General features: G+C 74.2%; 16 protein-coding genes and 1 tRNA gene. 3 read left to right on the top strand and 14 right to left on the bottom strand.

Features of this window, described 5'->3' with window-relative positions; translation table 11 throughout:
- Positions 1-52: 52 nt before the first annotated feature.
- From ESG85_RS21345 to ESG85_RS21330, 4 genes are all read right to left on the bottom strand, one after another.
- Positions 53-1,723, bottom strand: coding sequence for an AMP-binding protein (locus ESG85_RS21345; RefSeq protein ID WP_128981638.1), 1,671 nt, complete (start codon positions 1,721-1,723; stop codon positions 53-55).
- A gap of 140 nt (positions 1,724-1,863) precedes the next feature.
- Complete coding sequence (locus ESG85_RS21340) at positions 1,864-2,502, bottom strand: lytic polysaccharide monooxygenase auxiliary activity family 9 protein (protein ID WP_128981635.1); 639 nt, start codon at positions 2,500-2,502, stop codon at positions 1,864-1,866.
- Between the two features lie 217 nt (positions 2,503-2,719).
- The gene (locus ESG85_RS36675; protein ID WP_281288066.1) at positions 2,720-4,225 is read right to left on the bottom strand and encodes an SPFH domain-containing protein; all 1,506 of its coding nucleotides are present in this window, start codon (positions 4,223-4,225) and stop codon (positions 2,720-2,722) included.
- Between the two features lie 1,130 nt (positions 4,226-5,355).
- A complete protein-coding gene (locus tag ESG85_RS21330; RefSeq protein ID WP_128981633.1) occupies positions 5,356-6,885 on the bottom strand; it encodes a peptidoglycan-binding protein in 1,530 nt (509 codons plus the stop codon).
- 192 nt (positions 6,886-7,077) lie between these two features.
- On the opposite strand from ESG85_RS21330, the gene ESG85_RS21325 reads away from it, so the two are divergent.
- Positions 7,078-7,151 (top strand) — tRNA-Lys (locus tag ESG85_RS21325).
- 212 nt (positions 7,152-7,363) lie between these two features.
- Here ESG85_RS21325 and ESG85_RS21320 read toward each other — a convergent pair.
- The 5 genes from ESG85_RS21320 to ESG85_RS21300 all read right to left on the bottom strand — a co-directional run bounded on the left by ESG85_RS21320 (position 7,364) and on the right by ESG85_RS21300 (position 12,812).
- The gene (locus ESG85_RS21320; protein WP_128981630.1) at positions 7,364-8,023 is read right to left on the bottom strand and encodes a class F sortase; all 660 of its coding nucleotides are present in this window, start codon (positions 8,021-8,023) and stop codon (positions 7,364-7,366) included.
- 4 nt (positions 8,024-8,027) lie between these two features.
- Entirely contained in the window at positions 8,028-8,675 is a 648-nt protein-coding gene (locus ESG85_RS21315; RefSeq protein ID WP_128981628.1) for a hypothetical protein, read from the bottom strand.
- 240 nt (positions 8,676-8,915) lie between these two features.
- Positions 8,916-9,695, bottom strand: coding sequence for an HAD-IIA family hydrolase (locus ESG85_RS21310; RefSeq protein WP_128981626.1), 780 nt, complete (start codon positions 9,693-9,695; stop codon positions 8,916-8,918).
- A gap of 292 nt (positions 9,696-9,987) precedes the next feature.
- The gene (locus tag ESG85_RS21305; RefSeq protein ID WP_128981624.1) at positions 9,988-11,085 is read right to left on the bottom strand and encodes a hypothetical protein; all 1,098 of its coding nucleotides are present in this window, start codon (positions 11,083-11,085) and stop codon (positions 9,988-9,990) included.
- 251 nt (positions 11,086-11,336) lie between these two features.
- A complete protein-coding gene (locus ESG85_RS21300) occupies positions 11,337-12,812 on the bottom strand; it encodes an ROK family transcriptional regulator (RefSeq protein WP_128981622.1) in 1,476 nt (491 codons plus the stop codon).
- Positions 12,813-12,868: 56 nt separating this feature from the next.
- On the opposite strand from ESG85_RS21300, the gene ESG85_RS21295 reads away from it, so the two are divergent.
- Both ESG85_RS21295 and ESG85_RS21290 read left to right on the top strand, forming a co-directional pair.
- The gene (locus ESG85_RS21295) at positions 12,869-13,957 is read left to right on the top strand and encodes a Gfo/Idh/MocA family oxidoreductase (RefSeq protein ID WP_128981620.1); all 1,089 of its coding nucleotides are present in this window, start codon (positions 12,869-12,871) and stop codon (positions 13,955-13,957) included.
- Positions 13,954-14,472 carry a heme-degrading domain-containing protein gene (locus ESG85_RS21290; protein WP_128981618.1) on the top strand — a complete coding sequence of 173 codons (519 nt, stop codon included), beginning with the start codon at positions 13,954-13,956 and terminating at the stop codon, positions 14,470-14,472. The genes ESG85_RS21295 and ESG85_RS21290 overlap by 4 nt, the downstream gene beginning before the upstream one ends.
- Here the strand turns inward: ESG85_RS21290 and ESG85_RS36105 are convergent.
- From ESG85_RS36105 to ESG85_RS21265, 5 genes are all read right to left on the bottom strand, one after another.
- On the bottom strand, positions 14,444-16,348 hold the full coding sequence (locus ESG85_RS36105; RefSeq protein ID WP_246095202.1) for a choice-of-anchor A family protein: 1,905 nt from the start codon (positions 16,346-16,348) through the stop codon (positions 14,444-14,446). The genes ESG85_RS21290 and ESG85_RS36105 overlap by 29 nt on opposite strands.
- 111 nt (positions 16,349-16,459) lie before the next feature.
- Positions 16,460-17,317 carry a fumarylacetoacetate hydrolase family protein gene (locus tag ESG85_RS21280; protein ID WP_128981616.1) on the bottom strand — a complete coding sequence of 286 codons (858 nt, stop codon included), beginning with the start codon at positions 17,315-17,317 and terminating at the stop codon, positions 16,460-16,462.
- Between the two features lie 369 nt (positions 17,318-17,686).
- Positions 17,687-18,415 carry a YidC/Oxa1 family membrane protein insertase gene (locus ESG85_RS21275; RefSeq protein ID WP_128981613.1) on the bottom strand — a complete coding sequence of 243 codons (729 nt, stop codon included), beginning with the start codon at positions 18,413-18,415 and terminating at the stop codon, positions 17,687-17,689.
- A gap of 152 nt (positions 18,416-18,567) precedes the next feature.
- The gene (locus ESG85_RS21270) at positions 18,568-18,864 is read right to left on the bottom strand and encodes a DUF6412 domain-containing protein (RefSeq protein WP_128981674.1); all 297 of its coding nucleotides are present in this window, start codon (positions 18,862-18,864) and stop codon (positions 18,568-18,570) included.
- A gap of 63 nt (positions 18,865-18,927) precedes the next feature.
- Positions 18,928-19,473, bottom strand: coding sequence for a winged helix-turn-helix transcriptional regulator (locus ESG85_RS21265; RefSeq protein ID WP_128981611.1), 546 nt, complete (start codon positions 19,471-19,473; stop codon positions 18,928-18,930).
- Positions 19,474-19,640 lie beyond the last annotated feature (167 nt).

Genomic DNA, 19,640 nt, shown 5'->3' with positions numbered 1-19,640 from the left:
CCTCGCGAGAGCGAGGGGCTTCCTCGTTTCTCCGGGCACCACCGGACCGGCCCTAGGAAGGGTCGCCCGGGAACGGTCGGTGCCGCTCCTCGTACTCCCGGCGGAGGGTCTCGCGGGCGGTCTCGGTGAAGGGCTCGTACGGGGCGGCGGGCGACGGGCGCCACCAGACCGGGTCCGGGCAGGCGAGGGCGGCGCGGCGGAGCGCCACCCGATGGATCTTGTGGGTCGCGGTGAGCGGGAGCCCGGGGACGACCCGGACGTAGGTCGGGGGCATCTTGGTCCCGAGGTCGGACTGGGCGGCGAGGAAGTCCGCGAAGGCGCGCGGATCGAAGACGGCGCCGTCGCGCAGCGCGACCGCCGCCATCACCCGGTCGCCGGCGACCGGGTCGGGTATCGCGTAGACCGCGACGCCCGCCGCCCGCTCCCAGCGGGACAGGATGCCCTCGATCATGGCGGCGGCCAGGTTCTCGCTGTCGACCCGCAGCCGGTCGTCGGCGCGGCCCGCGAAGTAGAGGAAGCCGTCGGCGTCCCGGTAGAAGAGGTCACCCGTCCAGTAGCACCCGTCGCGCAGCCGGGCCGCCTCCGCCTCCGGGTTGCGCCAGTAGCCCTCGAAGGAGCTCCGGCCCCGGTTGACCAGCTCCCCGACGGCCTCGTCGGCGTTGAGCAGCACGCCGGTGGGCGAGAAGCGGGCCGGCGGGCACTCGCGCAGGGTGGCCGGGTCGAGCACGGCCAGGTCGTCGCCGGGCGCGGCCCGCCCGACGGCCCCGGCCGGGGTGCCGGGCGTCCGCTGGATCGCCGCGCCGCCCTCGGAGGATCCGTACCCCTCGACGAGCCGTGCGCCGAAGCGCGCCTCGAAGCGGGCCGCGTCGACCGCCCCGGCCTCCGTGCCGAAGCCGAGCCGGAGGCGGTGGTCACGGTCGTGGGGCGTGGCGGGGGTGGCGAGGAGGTACTGGACGGCGCGGCCGACGTAGGTGAAGTAGGTGGCGCCGAAGCGGCGCACGTCGGGCAGGAAGCGGGACGCGGAGAAGCGGGCACGCAGCGCGATCCCGGCACCGGCGGCCAGCGCGGGCGCCCAGTCGGCGATCACCGCGTTGCCGTGGAACATGGGCATGCAGATGTAGTGGGTGTCGTCGTCCCGCGTCCCGAAGCGGGAGACGAGGGCCGCGCCGGCGGCCGCGAGCCGGCCCTGGGAGCAGACGGCCGCCTTCGGCGCGCCGGTGGAGCCGGAGGTGAAGGTGAGGAGCAGCCGGCTGCCGGGCCGGACGGGCCGCAGGAAGGTGTCGCCCGGCGTGGCCGAGCCGTAGGGCGCGAGGAGCTCGCGGTAGGCGTCGGTGTCGGTGACGAGGACGCGGATCCCGGGCAGCGGGAGGCCGTCGAGGAGCGGCAGGTGGGCGCGCTGGGTGACCAGGATCCGGCAGTCGGTGTGCCGGATGTCGCGGGCGAGTTCGGCGCCGCGGCGGGTGGGGTTGATCCCGGCGACGGCGGCCCCCGCGAGGGCCGCCGCGCCGAGCCAGAGCGGGTACTCCGGTGTGTTGTCGAGCAACAGGCCGAGGTGCGGCTCGCACCCCGGCCCGTCGGGCATCAGCTCCGTGAGCAGGGCGGCCCGCGCGGCGGCGCCGGAGGCGACCTGGTGGTGGGTGAGGGTGGTGTGCTCGTCCCTCAGCCCGGTCCTGTGGTCGCCCCACTGGCGCCGTACGAGCTCCGCGACGGTCTGCGTACCCATGCGGCGGGATGGTAGCTGACGGTCTTTCAGAAATGAACGCCCTTGCCGCCCCGACGGCGCCGGGCCGTCCGGGGTGACCCGGAGGCCGGGGTGGCCGGGGTGACCCGGAGGCCGGGGTGGCCGGGGTGGCCGGGGTGGCGCTAGAGCTGGACGTCCGAGCACGCGTAGAAGGCGTTCCCGGTGTCCGCGATCGTCCACACCGCGAGGATCAGATGGCGGCCGGTCTTGCCCGCCGGGATGGTCCCCGCGTGCGAGAGGGTCGAGGGCGGCTGCTGGTTGTTGTAGGGGACGACCAGGAAGGGCTGGGTGTCGAGATCGGCCCGGGTCAGGGCCTTGGTCCCGGTCCAGCCGTTCTTGGTGATGTAGTAGCGGAAGTCCGTGGTCGCGTGACGGGCCGTGAACTGCCACCGGAAGGTGTGGCTCTGGCCCGCGGTGACCCGGGTGGTGGGCCAGGCGCCGCCGCGGGGGTTGTCGAGCTGCGCGAAGCGGGAGTTCCCGCCCGCGCAGATCTGCCCGTCGGCCGGCCCCCGGGACGGGAAGCCCTTGAGGCCCTCGACCGACTGCGGCTCCCACTGGATGTCGCCGCAGTTGCTCACGGTGCGGTTGGCGCAGAGCTTCTGCCGGCTGATCGGCGAGTCGGTGTAGCCGTGGCTGCTCGCGCTGGTCGTGGCGAGGAGGGAGGCCGCCGCGACGCCGAGCGTCACGGCCGCCACTCCGGCCGTTCTGTGGATCTTCTTGGGCGTCTTTCCGTGCGGCTCTATGCGGGTCCTTCTGCGCATGCTGTCGCTCCAGGAGAACGTGGGGGTGTTCTGTGGGCTGTGCTGCACGCGTGCGTGGTCGGTGGTGCGGTGGCGCGGTGGTACGAAGGGGCGCCGTGACGTCATGGCGCGAGGGCGCCATGACGCGAGGGTGCGATGACTCCGGTCTAGACCAAGTTCCAAAGTAGGGAGGGAAGTTGGCCATGTCCATACCAACGGCAAAGTCGGCGGCGGCGTGTCAGGCGCCCTCGCCCGGAGCCGTACGCCCGGTGTAGAACGCCACCGTCAGGTCCTTCACCAGGGCCTTCCGCTCGTAGTCGTCCAGCTCGACGAGACCACGGGAGGTCAGCCGGTGGACCACGTCGTCCACCGCGTCCACGACCGAGGTGAGGACGCTGTCCCGGTGCTTGGCGTCGATCGCCGCGATCCGGCGGCGCTGCATCGCCGCGGCCACCTCGGGCGCGTACTCGATGCGGGTCGGCTGCGCCGAGAACACGTCGATGCCGACCGGTGCGCACTCCGCCGACAGCATCCGGGTCAGCGCCTCGCCGACCGCCTCCGCGTCGCGCAGGGTCGGCGCGTCCTCGTGGAACGCGTCCGCCGGAAGCTGCGAGAGCACCCGGGCCATCGCCGCCTCCACCTGCTCGCGGAGGTACTCCTCGTGCCGGTCGACCCCGAGGGCCGCCCGCACGGTGTCCCGGACCCGCCACACGACCAGCACCACGACGTTCAGCGCCGTGCCCTTCGCGTCCACCGCGGACAGCGGCTCGCTGCGCCAGTGCCGCAGCCGTACGTCCACCCGGCGGCGCAGCAGCAGCGGGCTCACCCAGAGCAGGCCGGTACGGCGGACGGTGCCGCGGTAGTCGCCGAAGAGCGTGAGGACCAGGGCGTAACCGACCCGGCCGCGGCCGAGACCCCCCACGAAGAAGAGCGTGAGGAGGACGCCGAGCGCGAGCAGCGCCCACTGGCCGAGGTGGATGCCCTCGTACGGCCGCGAGGGCAGGCGCAGCATCCGTGCGGCCTCCTCGGGCACCACGCCCGTCCACCACACGAGCGCCGCGCACCACGCGAACGCGAGCGCTCCCCCGGCGACCCCGACCCACCCCGGCAGCACCGGCCCGGGCCGCTCGACCAGCTTGGGGTCGGCGGTGGGCGCGGGACGGGCGGAGGGGGACGTGGGGGCGGGGCGGGTGGGCGCGGGGATGGCGGGGGTGGCCGAGGCGGCGGGCGTGGCCGAGGCGGTGGGGGCCGTCTTGCCGCCGGGCTTGGCACCGGTCCTGCCGCCGGGCTTGGCACCGGGCTCGCCACCGGGCTTGCAGCCGGGCTTGCAGCCGGGCTTGGCGTTCTTCGCGCCGGTGCCCGTGCCGTTCTTGCCCGAGAGCGAGGCGTTCCTGCCTGTGCCTGTGCCTGCGCCGGGGATGGGGACGGGGACCGTGTCGGGGCCGCCGTCGTCCGCGGCCGTGGACCCGGCGGCCGGCTCGTCGCGGAAGAGCAGGTGCACCGGGATGGACCCGGTGCTCTCGGTCCCGATGACGGTCCGCCGCCGCGCGGTGCTGCCGGCGGGCGCGGCGGACGCGGGCGCGGCGGGGGCGGCGGGGGCGGCGGAGGTGGCGGAGGCGGGGGCGGGGGCGGCACCGCGGTTGCCGCCGGCGTTCTGAGGGGCGGCTGCCTTCTCCCCGGCGTCGGCCGCGGAGGGAACGGCGACGGGCTCGCCCCGTCCTCCGGCGATCCACCCGAGGTCCACCCCGCCACCCGTCTCCGCCCCGGCGTCACGCCCGCCGGGCCGCGCGAGCCCGGCCGAAGGGAGACCGCCAGGGACGGAGGACGAGGCGCCCTGGCCACCTGCCTTCGCGGTGACGGCACCTTGGGCGACGGTGGAGCTGGTCGCCCCCTGGACGGAACCCGGCTTGGGGGAAGCGGCAACTGCGCCCTGACCGCCGGTGGCTGACGCAGAGCCAGGGCGGCGCGGCTCTGCCGTGGCGTGCGGTGCGGCAGCCGTGGAGGTTGCGGAGGTCGGGGTGGTGGCGGGCGGCGTGGTGGCGGGCGGTGTGGTGGCGGGCGGCGTGGTGGCCGGACCGGCGGTTGGCGTGATGGGGGTGCCCGGGGTGTTGGGGGTGCTGGGGGCGGCCGTCCGCGTGCTGGGGGGCGTCGGGGTGCTGACGGGCCCCTGGGTGTGGGCGGGCTCCGGGGTGTTGGCGGGCGCCTGCGTGCTGTGCGCGACGTCGGGGGCCGGGGTTCGGGGGCCGGCCGGGCTCGCCGTGCTTCCCGTAGTGGCCGGGCGGGCGGAAGGGTCGACCGGGCCGACAGTGGTTCTCGTGCCCGGAGCACTCGGTGTGCCCGCGGCGCCCTTCGCCGCAGCGGTGGACGACGGTGCGGGACCACCCGGCGAAGCCGGGGTGACCGGGACGGTCGATGCGCCGGGTGCGCCCGGAGCGGTCGAGGCGGCCGGTGCGCCCGGGGCGCTCGCGCCGCCCTGCCCGCCCGTGCCGCCGCCCGGCGCCGCAGCAGCGCTGGGCGTCGACGGTCGCGCGGGAGCCGGTGCCGAGACCGAGGCCGAGGCGGAGGCCGGAGCCGGGGCCGGCGCCGAGGGAGTCGACGCCGGAGCCGGGGTGGAGGAGGTCGACGCCGGAGCCGGTGACGGGGTCGATGCCGGGGACGGCGCGAGGGCCGAGGTCGGCGGCGGAGTCGATGCCGGAGTGAGTGACGGGGGCGGTGTCGGTGACGGGGGCGGTGTCGGGCCCGGTGGGGTGGCGGGGCGTAGGCGGCCGTCGGTGAGGCGGCGGGCGGTGCGGGCCGCGTCGCGGCTGGCGGCCGCGCCGGAGTCCGGCGGGGTCGGGGTCGATGCCGTCATTCGGTCACCTCATGTTCTCGGGGTCATCGGAAAAGGCGCCGCCAGGTCTCCGGACCCGGGTAGCCGTCGGCCGCACCGCCGCGCCAGCCCTGGGCCCGCTGGAAGGCCTCGACGTTGCGGCGGTCCGCCTCCGTCCACCGCGGACCGGGGCCCGACACGTAGTGCTTGCCGAAGCCCCGCTTCACCAGTTGTTTGCCCAGCTTCTCCACATATGCGTTGGATTGGCCCGGACGGAAGTAGCCACGCCCGGGGAACCCGCTCGCAGATGCGCTCGACCCGCCCGAACCACTCGAACCGCCGATGCTCCTGCCCTGACCGCTCACGAGCAGCTTCCACGTGTGCGGCCCCGGCAGCCCGTCCGCCTCCTTGCCCTTCCAGCCCTGGGCGAGCTGGAAGGCCTGGGTCGCCCGGCGGTCCGCCTCGCCCCAGCGCGGGCCCGGGCCCTTGCTGTAGAACTTCTTGCCGCCGCGCGCGACGAGCAGCTGCCCGAGCTGCGTGACGTAGGCGTTGTTGGCGCCGGGTCCGAACTTCGCCGTTCCGGGATACGGGGGCGCCACCGCGCCGGCGCCGGCGTTCCCGGCTCCCTCGCCGTTGACGCCGCTGATCACGCCCTTGTAGCGGTAGGCGAGGTAGCGGTCGGAGTTCTCCCAGTACGCGAGCGGCGTGGCCTGCTTCCGCGTGCGCGGCTTGGTCTGCTCGTACGCGATGTAGGAGGTGTGGGTGTAGTCGGTCCAGCCGCCGAAGATCGTCACGTGCGAGCCGCGCGTCGGATTGGCCGGGTTGTGGAAGAGCAGGATGTCGCCGGGCTGGAGTTCGGCGCGGTCGATCCGGTCGGCGAAGCGGTCCAGGCTGCCGGTCCACTCGTTGGAGCGGAGGTTCCAGGCCATGGAGATGTAGCCGGAGCAGTCCTGGCGGTAGCCGTCGGCCCAGTAGCGCTCCATCGAGTACGGGACGCCGGCCGTGACCCAGGTCTTCGCGCGGTTGATGATCTCGGCGCGGGTGCTCTTGCGCAGGGAGTCGACGGAGATCTGACTGGTCGTCGGGGTCGCGCCGGGCGAGGGCGCCGAGCCGGGACCGGGTGCGCCGTGCAGCGGCCCCCGGCCGCCCTGCGGGGTCTCGGGGTCCGGCCCGGTGAGGGCCCGGTCGACGCCGACCGCGCCTGCCGCGGGGTCGGCCGACGCGTCGGGCAGGGAGGCGGGCGCGGCATCCTCCGCCGGATCGGCCACCGGATCCGCCACCGGATCGACCGCCGGATCCACCACCGGATCGACCGCCAGGTCGACCATCGGATCGACCATCGGATCGACCATCGGCGGGCCTGCCGCCGAGTCCGCCGCCGGGTCGGACGGCAGCGCGCCGGCCACGCCCGTGCCGCCGCCCAGGACCACGCCCGCCGCGGTCACGAGGACCAGTGCGCGCCGGGCTCCGTGCGCGGCGGGGTGGCCGCCCGCCCGGACCGGGAGCCCCAGTGCGAGGTCGCGGCGCCGCTGGGCGCAGCCCGGGCAGCCGCAGTCCGCCGCTGGCTCGACTTCTTCGAAGACCGGCACACTCATGTGTTCCCCTCCACACTCGTCAAGATCTTTTCGCTCTGGCACGGGCGTCAGTGTCTCAACTGTCCGGACAAGTCGCATTTTGACGGATCGAAGGGTCAATACGACCATCCGACAGGCCGGGCGGAGCGTGATCGGGACGGTAAATGGTCAGGAGCACCCTCGGGAGTGCTGTAAAGTTATGCAGGTCAGCAGGCGCCGCTAGCTCAGTTGGTTAGAGCAGCTGACTCTTAATCAGCGGGTCCGGGGTTCGAGTCCCTGGCGGCGCACGCGAAGGCCGAGGCCCTTCACCATCAGGTGAAGGGCCTCGGTCGTGTTTCCGTCGTACGGGATTCCTCGGCTTGCCGCGCTTGCCCTGCATGACCTGTATGGCCTGTATGCCCGGATGCCCGGCATGCCCTGCATACGCCGCATGCCCTGCTGGGGCTGGGCTGCATGCGCTCATGGGCTGCGCGCGCTGCTCGTGACGTGCGCTCCGCGGTCAGCGCCCCGCCGCCATGCCCTTCGCCCCCGTCAGATACGCCGAGACCACCACGTTCGCCGTGTACGCGCCCGCCTCGCGGTCGAAGCTGCCGCCGCAGGTGATCAGCCGCAGTTCGGACCGGCCCGGGCGGCGCGGGCCATAGGCCTTCCGGGCGTCGAAACCGTCCCTGGGAAGGACCTGCACGTCGTCGACCGTGAATTCCACGACGCTTCCGTCCGAACGGGTCACGGTCACCGCCGCACCGGGCCGCACCGCGCTCAGCCCGTAGAAGACGGCCGGGCGGGTGTCCGTGTCGACGTGGCCGACCAGGAGCGCGGCCCCCGAGGCGCCGGGTCGCGGGCCGGAGCCGTACCAGCCGACGGTGTGCGGCATGTCGTACGGCGGCGGGTCGATCGCCCCGTCCCCGTCCAGGCCCCGCGCCACCACGGGCGCCGAGATCCCGAGCGACGGGACTTCCACCCGGCGCGGTTCGGCGGCCCCCACCGGGTCGTGCTCCGGCGGCAGCGGCTCGCCGAGCGGGCGGCCGACGGCGGCGATGTCGCCGGTGATCGGCGCCGAGCTGCCGAGGGGCACCTCGGCGGCGTCCCTGCCCCAGACCCACAGTCCGAGCACCAGCACGGCCCAGGCCGTGCCCGTCAGGGCGCGCCCGGAGGACATCCGGTCAGTCCGCGCCCTGGCCCGCGCCGCTCCGGCGCCGGGCGCTGCGGAGGGCGACGGCGACCGCGGCGACGGCGGCCATGCCGAGACCCATGAGGGTGTACGGGGTGCCGAGGCCGGCCTCGCCCGCGGTCTGCGCCATGCCGGGCGCCGCAGGCGCGGCGTAGGCGGCCGTACCGCCGCCACCCGCGTGGACGGGGGCGACCGGGGAGGCGTGCTGGGTGGGCTTCCGGGCGGGCTCGTGGCTCGGCTTGTTCGTGGGCGGGTGGCTCGGCTTGTGGGTCGGCTCGTGGTGGCGGCGCACACGGACGCTGCCGACGTCGTGGTGGTCGTGGCCGTCGCAGGTCACGCTGACCTTGTACGTGCCGTCCTCGAGTCCCGACTTCAGGGTCGTGTCACCGGTCAGCCGGCCCTTCTTCCCGCCCTCCGGGCCCGTGAGCTCGGCGTCCGCGACGAACGCCTGCGACCTGGCGGCGCCGGTCGCGCCCTTGCAGCCCGTGACGTGCACGTCGATGTCGGCGCCGGGCGCGGCCGTGGCTGGGGCGACGGTGGCCTGGACGCCGTCGTGGGCGAGGGCGGTGCCCGCGGCGGGCGCGAGCACCAGGGCCACGGCCGCCCCGGCGGCACGGAGAGCGATGGGACCTGAACTCATGGTGACCTCCTGATACTGGCAGGGTCACCCGGTTCGGGCTCGTCCGCATCCGCAGGGGGGCCGATCGTGGCCCTCACCTGCGGTTTCAGGAGCGGATCGAACCTGGTCCGCTCCGGATCCGGAGCGGACCGGATCCGGAGCGGATCGGATCCGGAGCGGATCCGGAGCGGACCGGATCCGGGAGCGGGAGCGGACCGGATCCGGTCCGCGTCCGCGTCTGCGCCTGTGTCCGCGTCTGCGTCAGACGCGCTCGACGAGGTCCGCGATCGACTTCACGACCTTCGAGGGCCGGAAGGGGAAGCGGTCGATCTCGGCCTCGGTGGTCAGGCCGGTCAGCACGAGGAAGGTCTGCATGCCCGCCTCGAGCCCGGCCAGGATGTCGGTGTCCATCCGGTCGCCGATCATGGCGCTGGTCTCGGAGTGGGCGCCGATGGCGTTCAGACCGGTGCGCATCATCAGCGGGTTGGGCTTGCCCGCGAAGTACGGCTCCTTGCCCGTCGCCTTGGTGATCAGCGCGGCGACCGAGCCGGTGGCGGGCAGCGGGCCCTCCAGGGACGGGCCGGTCTCGTCGGGGTTGGTGCAGATGAAGCGGGCGCCGGCGTTGATGAGGCGGACCGCCTTGGTCATGGCCTCGAAGGAGTACGTACGGGTCTCGCCGAGGACCACGTAGTCGGGGTCGTGGTCGGTGAGCACGTAGCCGATGTCGTGCAGGGCGGTGGTGAGACCGGCCTCGCCGATGACGTACGCGGTGCCGCCGGGGCGCTGGTCGTCGAGGAACTTGGCGGTGGCGAGCGCCGAGGTCCAGATGTTCTCGACCGGGACGTTCAGGCCCATGCGCGCGAGCCGGGCGTGCAGGTCGCGGGCGGTGTAGATGGAGTTGTTGGTAAGGACCAGGAAAGGCTTCCCGGTGTCCCGCAGCTTCGTGATGAACGCGTCGGCGCCGGGGATCGGCACGCCCTCGTGGATGAGGACGCCGTCCATGTCGGTGAGCCAGGATTCGATCGGCTTGCGCTCTGCCATGGGTGCGGGACTCCTGCCGTACGTGAAGAACGGTGTGCTGGGGACGACGCAACGACGCTGTGGCGACGCCCCCAGCCTAGGACAGGAAGCACGGATCCTGACCCTGTCGATCACCAGTTGCCGGCGGGCCGGCCAACGCCTCCGCGCGATCGGGGGCGTTGGGCCCTCGCGGTCGGCTGACGGCAGGGCGGAGGAGGAGCGGGCACGGAGGCGGGCGACCGAGCGAGTTCCCGAGGCGAGTTCCCGAGGCGAGTTCCCGAGGCGGGTTCCCGAGGCGGGTTGCCCGGGTGCTCTACGGGTGCGGTCGCGGGCGGCGGCGGCGCCGCCACGCCAGGTACGTCAGCGCGCCGCCTGCCGTGAGCAGGGCGGCGGAGACCGGAGCGAGCCGCAGGGCCGCCGACTCCCTTCCCGTACGGGCGAGTTCGGAGTCACCCGGTTCGGCGGGAGCGGTGCGGGCGGGCGGTGCGGACGGGTCCGCGGTGCGGCCGGCGTCGGCGTCGGTGTCCGGGGAGGCTTCGGCGTCCGGGTCGGCCGGGCCGATCTGCAGGCGGTAGTCGCCCGACTCCCCGACCCAGTCGCCGTCGCCGCCGCGCTTCTGCACGACGGCGGCGCTGACGACGACCTCGTCGGGCGCGGCGTCGGCCCCGAAGGAGAGCCGTACGGGCACGGTGAGCGTACGGCCCGCGGGCACCGCGAACCCGGAGAAGGACGGGACCGCCGTGGACAGCACCGGCGCGTCGAAGACGCCGACGTTCTCGGCGCGGTCGGTGGCCTCGAAGGCGACCGGGCGCCAGAGCCGCGCGTCGGCGTCGTAGAACTCGGCCCGGATCTGCGTCGGCCGCAGCGTCCGGTCCCGGTCGGTGAGGACGAGCACCGGGTGGATGTCACGGCAGGCCGCGACGGTCGTGTTGGTGAGGTCCAGCTGCCAGGTCCGGAACTCGCCGCCGGCCGGATAGTCCGCGGGCCCGCCGTGGATCCGGGTCTTCAGCGGGAACTCGGCGGCGTCGGCCGTCCCGCAGGAGGGCACGGCGACGGGGCCCGGGGGGCGGGCGGTGTGCGGGGCGGCCTGCGGGGCGCGGGCGGCTTGGGCGGGGTGGCCGGGAAGGCCGGAATGGCCGGGATGGGCGGGATGGGGAGCGGGCGCGGCATGCGGCCCGTCCGCGGTGTGCGGTGCGCGGGCGGTGCGTACGGGAGAGACAGGAGAGATGGCAGGGACGGCAGGGACGGCAGGGACGACAGGGAGAGCGGGCGCGGCGTGTGGGGTCTGCGGCGCGTGGGCCGCGTGCACCGCGCGTGCCACCGCTTCCACCGGCAGCATGACGACCGCGGCGGCCGTGGCCGTGGCGCCGGCCAGAACGGTGAGGGCGAGGGCGGTGCTGGGCGGTCGCATGGTGGCGGTGCCTTTGCTGCTCGCGGACGTACGTCTCGCCCGCGACCCTGCCACGGCGCCGCCGGGCGCCCGGCGAGCGACGCGGCACGGAGCGGAAGCGGGCCGCGAATTCCGCCCGATCAGCCGATGATCGGAAGATCAGCCCCCTCCCGGGGTTCGCGGAGCGGAGAGGGGACGGGCGGGGGCGGCGGCCGGGGACAGCGACCGGGGACAGGGGCCGGGGACAGCGGCCGGCCCGGCGACCGCCGAGGTCACTTGCCGAAGACCGGGGCGAGGACCAGGTGCGCCGCGCCCTCCGCCACGGGATCGGGAAGGTCGACGACGTCGACGGGCGTCGGGAGGCCGAGGCCGGCCAGGACCTCGCGGGCCCCGCGCACGAAGGCCTCGGGCTCGGCGAGCACCGCGCGCCCGCCGAGCAGCACGCGGTCGATGTCCAGCAGCCGCACGAGGTTCGCGGCGCCGGTGCCGAGCACCCTGGCGGCCTCGTCGAGATCGCCGCGCGCGAGCGCGGCCAGGCACAGGACCTCCAGGCAGCCGCGCCCGCCGCAGTCACAGGGCGGCCCGTCGAGCCGGACGGTCTGGTGCCCCAGCTCTCCGGCACCGGTCCTGCCGCCACGAAGGACGGCACCGCCGAGGACGAGCCCCGCGCCCAGGCCCGTACCGAGATGGACGTACGCGAAGGAGCCGGGCGCGTCGGGGCGCAGGGCGAGGCCGAGGCCGGCGGCGTTCGTGTCCTTGTCGAGCACCACGGGCAGCCCGAGCCGCCGCCCCAGCTCCTCGCGCAGCGGGAACCCGTCCCACTCGGGAAACCCGGTGACCCGGCCGGGCGTCCCGGCGAGATGGTCCAGCGGCCCGGGCATGGCGACCCCGACACCGAGGAGGTCGGGGGCAGCGGGGCCGGCGGGGGCGGCCGGGGCGGCGGGGACGTCTCGGTTCGCCGGGGGGTTGTCCGGCGGGGCGCTGCGCGACACGCTCGCTTCCGGCACCTCCAGTGCTTCCGGCGCCTCCCATGCTTCCGATGCTTCCCGTACTTCCCGTACTTCCCGTACTTCCCGTACTTCCGGCGCTTCCCGTGCTTCCGGCGCACCGCCCAGCGCGACCGGCACTTCCGGCGTCCCCGTCGCGCTCGCCACACCAGCCACACGCACCCCACCGGCCGCACCCGCCCCACCGGCCACATCGGCCGCACCGGCTGCACGCGCCACACCGGCCGCACCCACCGCACCCACCGTGCCCACCCCACCCGCCGCCAGCAGCGCCGCGATCTCCGCCTGGGCCGTCGACAGGACCGGTTCGGCGCCGGCGCCGAGGTCGAGGGGGGCCCGGCGGACGGCGACACGCTCGCCCGCGAGGTCGAGGAGGACGGCGGTGAGCTCGTCGCGGTCGAGGTGCAGCCCGATCGCGTACGCCGCCTCGGGGACGAGCCGCAGGACGGTCGCCGGCTTGCCGCCGGTCGACGCGCGCCGTCCGGCCTCCGCCGCGAGACCCTCGGCCCGCAGCCGGGCGGTGATCTTGCTGACCGCCTGCGGGGTCAGACCGGTGCGTGCGGCCAGTTCGAGACGGCTGATGCCGGCCTCTCCCGCCGTCCGGAGCAGGTCGAGCACCAGAGCGGCGTTGTGGCTGCGCAGCGCGGGGAGGTTGACCCCGCCACCGCTCCCGCCACCGCTCCCGGCCGCGCTCCCCCGGTCTCTGTCGCCCGCGCCGCGATTCCCCTTGTCCCTGTTCACCAGGCCATTGTGCCTGTCGCTTGCACTTTGGCAACAGCGTTGCCAAAGTGGTGCCCATGCCCATGAGCTCCTCCACCGCCCAGCCGCTCCGCGTCGGCCTCGTCGGCTACGGCCTGGCCGGGTCCGTCTTCCACGCCCCGCTGATCGCCGCCTCCCCCGACCTCGTCCTGGACACGGTCACCACCGGCAACCCCGAGCGTGCCGCCCAGGCCCGCGCCGAGCACCCGGGCGTGCGGGTCGTCGGCTCCGCCGACGAGCTCATCGCACGGGCCGCCGAGCTCGACCTCGTCGTGATCGCCTCACCGAACAAGACCCACGTGCCCGTCGCCACCGCCGCCCTGAAGGCCGGCCTGCCCGTCGTCGTGGACAAGCCGCTCGCCGGCACCGCCGCCGAGGCGCGCGGCCTCGCCGCCCTCGCCGACGCGCGCGGACTGCTGCTCTCCGTCTTCCAGAACCGCCGCTGGGACAACGACTTCCGCACCCTGCGCGCGCTGATCGCCGACGACGCCCTCGGCGAGGTCCAGCGCTTCGAGTCCCGCTTCGAGCGCTGGCGCCCCACGCTCAAGGGCGGCTGGCGCGAGTCCGGCGCGCCCGAGGAAATCGGCGGGCTGCTCTACGACCTCGGCAGCCACGTCGTCGACCAGGCCCTCGTCCTCTTCGGCCCGGCGGTCCGCGTGTACGCGGAGTCCGACGTGCGCCGCCCGGGCGCCGAGGCCGACGACGACACGTTCGTCGCGATCACCCACGCCAACGGTGTGCACTCGCACCTCTGGGTGAGCGCCACCACCGCCCAACTCGGCCCGCGCTTCCGCGTCCTGGGCCGGAAGGCCGGTTACGTGAAGTACGGCCTCGACCCGCAGGAGGCCGCCCTGCGCGAGGGCCTGCGACCGGAACCCGGCGCCGTGTGGGGCGTCGAGCCGGAGGAGCTGTGGGGCCGCCTCGGCTCCGGAGAGTCACCGCTCACCGGCGGCGGCACGCCCGTGGAGACCCTGCCCGGCGACTATCCCGCCTACTACGCGGCCGTCGCCGCCGCCCTCCGCGGCACCGGCGAGAACCCCGTCACGGCGTACGAGGCCGCCGCCGCGCTCGAGGTCCTGGAGGCGGCGAGGACGTCCGCCCGCGAGGGAAGCGCGGTGACCCTGTGACCACCCCGAACCCCGTCACCGGCGTCGCCGGTGCCCTCGACGCCGACGTCGAGGAACTGACGGCGCAGGAGGCCCGGCTGGTGCTGCCGCGCTTCACGTACGAGGACGCGTGGACGCTCGGCACGATCCTGGTCGAGCTGGCGCGGGAGCGGCGCGCCCCGGTCGCGATCGACGTACGGCGCGGGGCCCAGCAGCTCTTCCACTGCGCGCTGCCCGGATCCAGCGCGGACAACGACGCCTGGATCGAACGGAAGCGGCGGGTCGTCGAGCGGTACGGCGTGAGCTCGTTCCTCGTGGGCGCCAGGTTCCGCGCCAAGGGCACGACCTTCGAGGACTCGTCGCGCCTGGACCCCGACCGCTTCGCCGCGCACGGCGGTTCGTTCCCGATCGCCGTCGAGGGCGCCGGGGTCATCGGCTCGGTCACGGTCTCGGGCCTCCCGCAGGCCGAGGACCACGCGCTGGTCGTCCTCGGCCTGGAGCGCCTGCTCAGTACGTACGCCGCCGACGCCGCGTAACGGCGACGAGCACACCACCGGCGGTGGCGAGACCGAGGGCCGTGGCACTCATCACGATCCGCCCGGTGCTGGACCCGGCACCGGTGTCGGGCAGTTCACCACCACCGGTGGTGGAACCGGAGTGGCCGCCGGTGGAATGGCCGCCTGAGGTATGACCGCCGGTGGTCTGGCCGCCTGAGGTGTGACCACCGGTGGTCTGACCGCCCGTGGTCTGACCGCCCGTGGTCGCCCCGCCGGAGGTGGACCCACCGGTCGTGGCGCCGCCGGTCGTGGTCCCGCCGTTTGTGGCGCCGCCGTTCGTGGACCCGCCGTTCGTGGACCCGCCGTCGGACGAACCACCGTCGGACGAACCGCCGTCCGTCGCGCCTCCGTCGGTGGTGCCGCCGTTGGTGGTGCCGCCGTTGGTGGCGCCCCCGTCGGTCGTGCCGCCGTCGGTCGTGCCGCCATTGGTGGTCCCACCATCCGTGGTCCCGCCGTCGGTCGCGCCACCGTTCGTCGTCCCGCCGTTGGTCACGCCCCCGTCGGACGCCCCACCATCGGTCGTGCCTCCGTCGGTCGTGCCTCCGTCGGTGGTCCCGCCGTCCGTCGTCCCCCCATCCGTCGTCCCGCCGTTCGTGGTCCCGCCGTCCGTCGTGCCCCCGTCCGTCGTGCCCCCGTCCGTGGTCCCACCATTGGTCGTCCCACCATCAGTGGACCCACCATTGGTCGCCCCACCATCCGTGGTGCCACCATCCGTGGTGCCACCGTCCGTCGTGCCCCCATTCGTCGTCCCACCATTCGTCGTCCCGCCTTCCTCGCACGCGGGAAGGTCGCCGTCGAACGGGTACGCGTGGATCTCCTGGCCTCCGCCTCCGTCGATCTGTGAGGCGTGGGTGAGCGAGCCGCTCGTGTAGAAGCGGCCGTTCATGCCCGGCATGGTCACGGTCGCCGTGCTGGACTGGTCCGCGATCAGCACGCTGCCCTCGAACTGGCCGCTGCCCTCGAAGAGCACACCGTTCGCGTCGGGGAAGTTCCACAGCAGCCGCTCGCGCAGCCCGTCCTGGAAGCCGTTGATGTAGGTGTCGATCACCCGGTCCGCGCCGAAGACGTTGACGAGCACCGTCGCGTTCTCCGGGATGCCGGTGAAACGCAGCCCCTGCGAACCGTTGGTCTTCGACTCCAGGTCGAAGTCGACGTTGAACACCTGCAGCGCGGAGGTGCTGTCGCCCGTGAAGAGGGTCTCGTAGTCCCGGTTGACGGCCGTGCCGGTCGCGGTCCGCGGACTGCCCTTCACGTACGCGTAGCAGCGGCTGGCCGCGCTGAGCTTGTCGCGCAGGCTCCGGTACGGGTCCGCCGCCTTGGGGTCGGCCACCGACTTGGGGCTGACCGTTCCGGTCAGGGTGCCCCCGTACCGTACGACTCCGTGCGTACTGCCCTCCTCGGCGAGCAGGCGCTGGCCGGTGGCGACGGTGACGTTGCCGCCGGCGGTGAGGAAGTCGGTGTCGTTGTCGGGCGGGACGCGCGATCCGACGCCCGCGACGCCGACGTTGTAGACCTGCGAGACACCGGTGCGCTTGTTCTGGTCGAAGTTCCCGAGCACCACGACCTTGCCCTCGGCTTCAGCCGCGGCCTCGCGTACGAGGAAGTCGCCGCCGACGAAGACGTTGATGTTGTTGTCGCGGCCGACGACGTCCTTGTTGTTGACGTCCGGGAACGGGGTCGGGCACGGCGGCGTGCCCGGGATGCAGGGGCCGAGGCCGCCGGGGAGCCGGTCGGCGAACGCGGCGGTGGCCGCGAGGGCCCCGGTGAGGACGACCGAGCCGGCCACCGTCGCCGCGACCGCCGCCGCCCGCGCGGTGCCGGCGGCGGGGAGGACCGAAGGACGTGGGCGATTCATTCCTTTTGAACGCATATCCGGAAATATGCAGAATGCCGCCGTCCGAGGCGACGCCCCACGCGAGCGGCGCGAGGCGCATCGCCCGAACGCCTCACACCCGGCCGCCCGGCGTCACGCCCCCTTGAGCTCCTGGCGCTGCCGTCCCAGCCCCTCGACCTCCAGCTCGACGACGTCGCCCGCGCGCAGGTACGGCTTGGGTTCGGGCTGCCCCATGGCGACACCGGCGGGCGTGCCGGTGTTGATGACGTCGCCGGGGTACAGGGTCATGAAGCGGCTGACGTAGCGGACGACCTGGGCGACCGTGAAGATCTGGTCGGAGGTGTGGCCCTCCTGCTTCAGCTCGCCGTTCACCCAGAGCCGGAGTCCGAGGTCCTGCGGGTCGGGGATCTCGTCGGCGGTGACCAGCCACGGGCCGAGCGGGTTGAAGGTCTCGCAGTTCTTGCCCTTGTCCCAGGTGCCGCCGCGCTCGATCTGGAACTCGCGCTCGGACACGTCGTGGGCGACCGCGTAGCCGGCCACGTGGGCGAGGGCCTCCTCGTCCGTCTCCAGATAGCGGGCGGTGCGGCCGATGACGACCGCGAGCTCGACCTCCCAGTCGGTCTTCACCGAGCCGCGCGGTACGAGCACGGTGTCGTCGGGCCCGACGACGGTGTCGGCGGCTTTGAGGAAGACGACCGGCTCCTCGGGGACGGCGGCTCCGACCTCGGCGGCGTGGCCGTGGTAGTTCAGCCCGATGCACACGACCTTGCCGATGCGGCCGACGGGTGGGCCGACGCGCAGCCCGGTCGGGTCGAGCGCGGGCAGCACGCCCGCGGCGAGCGCGGCACGGATCCGGTCGAGCGCGGAGCCGTCGGCGAGCAGGGCGCCGTCGACGTCGTCGACCAGCGCGGACAGGTCGCGCAGCGTCCCGTCCTGGTCGACGAGGGCAGGCCGCTCGGCCCCGGCCGGGCCGACACGCAGCAGCTTCATGGTCTTCTCCTCTGGTCGAGGTGGCCCGCGGGGCGGGCCTTGGAGTGCCCCGGCCGATGGAGTGCGGCCATCGGAGGATTGGTCGATCCTCCAAGAGAAAGGGGCTCTCTGCAAGCCCCCGTTCACACCCTGGACCCTTACGCACGAGTAATCGCCACGCGCCTGCACCCACGGCTACACACCGACACACCGACGCACCGGCACACCGACGCACCGACGCACCGACGCGGCGACGCGGCGACGCGGCGACGCGGCGAGGGGGCGAGCGGGCTGGGTCACGCCGACTCCGCGAGGCCGCTGGACCACGACTCACCGCGGCCCCACGCCCCCGCACCCCGCGCCCCCGCGCCCCCGGCCACCTCGCGCTCGCTACATGGTCGGAGCCAGCGCCCCCGCCGTCGGCATGTCGCGGTAGAGGAAGGCCCGCTCGACCGCGCTCCAGGTGGTGCTGGTGACGATGTAGAGCGCGGCGGCCAGCGGCACGACGGCGACCGAGATCAGCGTCGCGAAGGAGAGCAGCGGCAGCCAGCGGGCCATGCCGGCGGCGAGCGCGGCGCCCGGCTGGCCGGGGTTGGCGACCGCGGGCGCGGCCTGCTGCTGCCGCTTGGTCCGCAGATAGGTGTACGTGGCGACGACGGCGACGAGGGCGAACAGGGCGAGATAGACCAGGCCGGCGTGCCCGAACACCCCGCCGCGGGCGAGGGCGTCGGCGTAGTGGTCGCCGAGCGGGGCGCCGAGAAGGTCGTGGCCGGCCATCCGGCCGCTGGAGAACAGGTGGAACATCAGGAGGAAGGCGGGAGCCTGGAGCAGGCTCGGCAGGCAGCCGGCGAACGGCGAGACCTTCTCCTTCGCGTGCAGCTCCATCACGGCCTTCTGCAGCCGCTCGGGGTTCTTGGCGTGCTTCTTGCGCAGGTCGGCGAGCTGCGGGGCGAGCCGGGTCCGGGCTTTCTGACCGCGGGCGGCGGCCCGGGAGAGCGGGTGGACGGCGAGCCGTACGGCCATGGTGAACAGGACGATCGCCGCGGCGGTGGAGGCGGTGGCGAACAGCGGCCGGAGCAGGTCGGCGAGCTGCTCGACAAGGGAGGCGAAAACGGACATGGGAGCCCTCCGTGGGGTCTCGTCGTGCCGGAAGGAAGGGGAAGTCGGCAGGACGGAACCGCGTGGGGGGAGCAGCAGTACGGAGATCTCGCACGGGGATCTCCGTACGAGATCTCCGTACGGAGGTGCGTGCCCCTGCGAGGTGTGTGCCCCTACGCGGCCGTCAGGAGGGGACGGCCGGGTGCCCGGGGCCTGCGGCGGCCCGAGGCGTCGGGGTCGCGTTGCGGCAGGAAGGCGGTGCGGCGCGCGCGGTCGCGAAGGGCGGTGCGCACGCGGGTGGGCGGTACGGGCAGGGCCGTACGGGCACCGCCGACGAGGGCGCAGAGGAAGGCGGTCGCGGCGACGGCGACGGTGGCGGAGAGGCCGGCTCCCTCGGAGAGGAGCAGGTCGGCGACGGCGAGGAGGACGAGGAGCGGGGCGAGCACGCGCAGGGCCAGATCGCCGAGCATCTCACCCTCCGTCCACCGGCCGTTCCGCAGGCCGCTCACGGTCCGTTCCACAGGTCTCATCCGTTATACACGACGCGATTCGGACGGCGGGAGTTCCAGCGGAACGAGCAGTCGGCGGGGTTTCAGCAGGGCGCGGCTGACGGGATCGGCGGGGTCGGGGTCGAGACCGGCGCCGGGCCGCATCTCGATGTCGGCGGGCGGAACGGCGAGCCCGCAGGCCGGGCAGTCGCCCGCGGGTGCGAGCTCGGTGCCGCAGGCGACGTGGTGGAAGGACCGCATGGGCAGCGTGCCGGGCAGGGCCTCGCGACCCCACAGCCCGAGGGCGCGCAGGACGGGCCAGAGGCGGATGCCGCGCTCGGTGAGCACGTACTCGTCGCGCGGAGGCGCTTCCTGGTAGCGGCGCTTGTCCAGGACGCCGACATCGACGAGGGACTGGAGGCGGGCGGCGAGGACGGCGCGGGGGGCGCCGAGGTGGACGAGGAAGTCGTTGTAGCGGCGGACGCCGTAGAAGGCGTCGCGCACGACGAGGAGGGTCCAGCGCTCGCCGACGACCTCGAGGGCGCGGGCGATGGAGCAGTGCTGGTTCGCGTAGTCCTTGCCGAGGGCCATGGGGACGAGTGTAGCGAGTGGGTTCAATGATTGAACTACGGCTGCTACGGTGAGCCGAGAGTCAAGGTTCAGTGAACGAACCTACCAGGAGACGGCGAGTCGCCGCACTCCTCTCACCGAAGGCGAGGTCCCGGCATGCCCCAGCCCGCCCCCGACGCCAAGACGAC

Origin of the sequence: Streptomyces roseicoloratus, from assembly GCF_004117935.1 — a bacterium.
GTDB lineage: Bacteria > Actinomycetota > Actinomycetes > Streptomycetales > Streptomycetaceae > Streptomyces > Streptomyces roseicoloratus.
The sequence above is the reverse complement of the archived record's forward strand: the minus strand, read 5'-3'. Positions and strand labels throughout refer to the sequence as shown.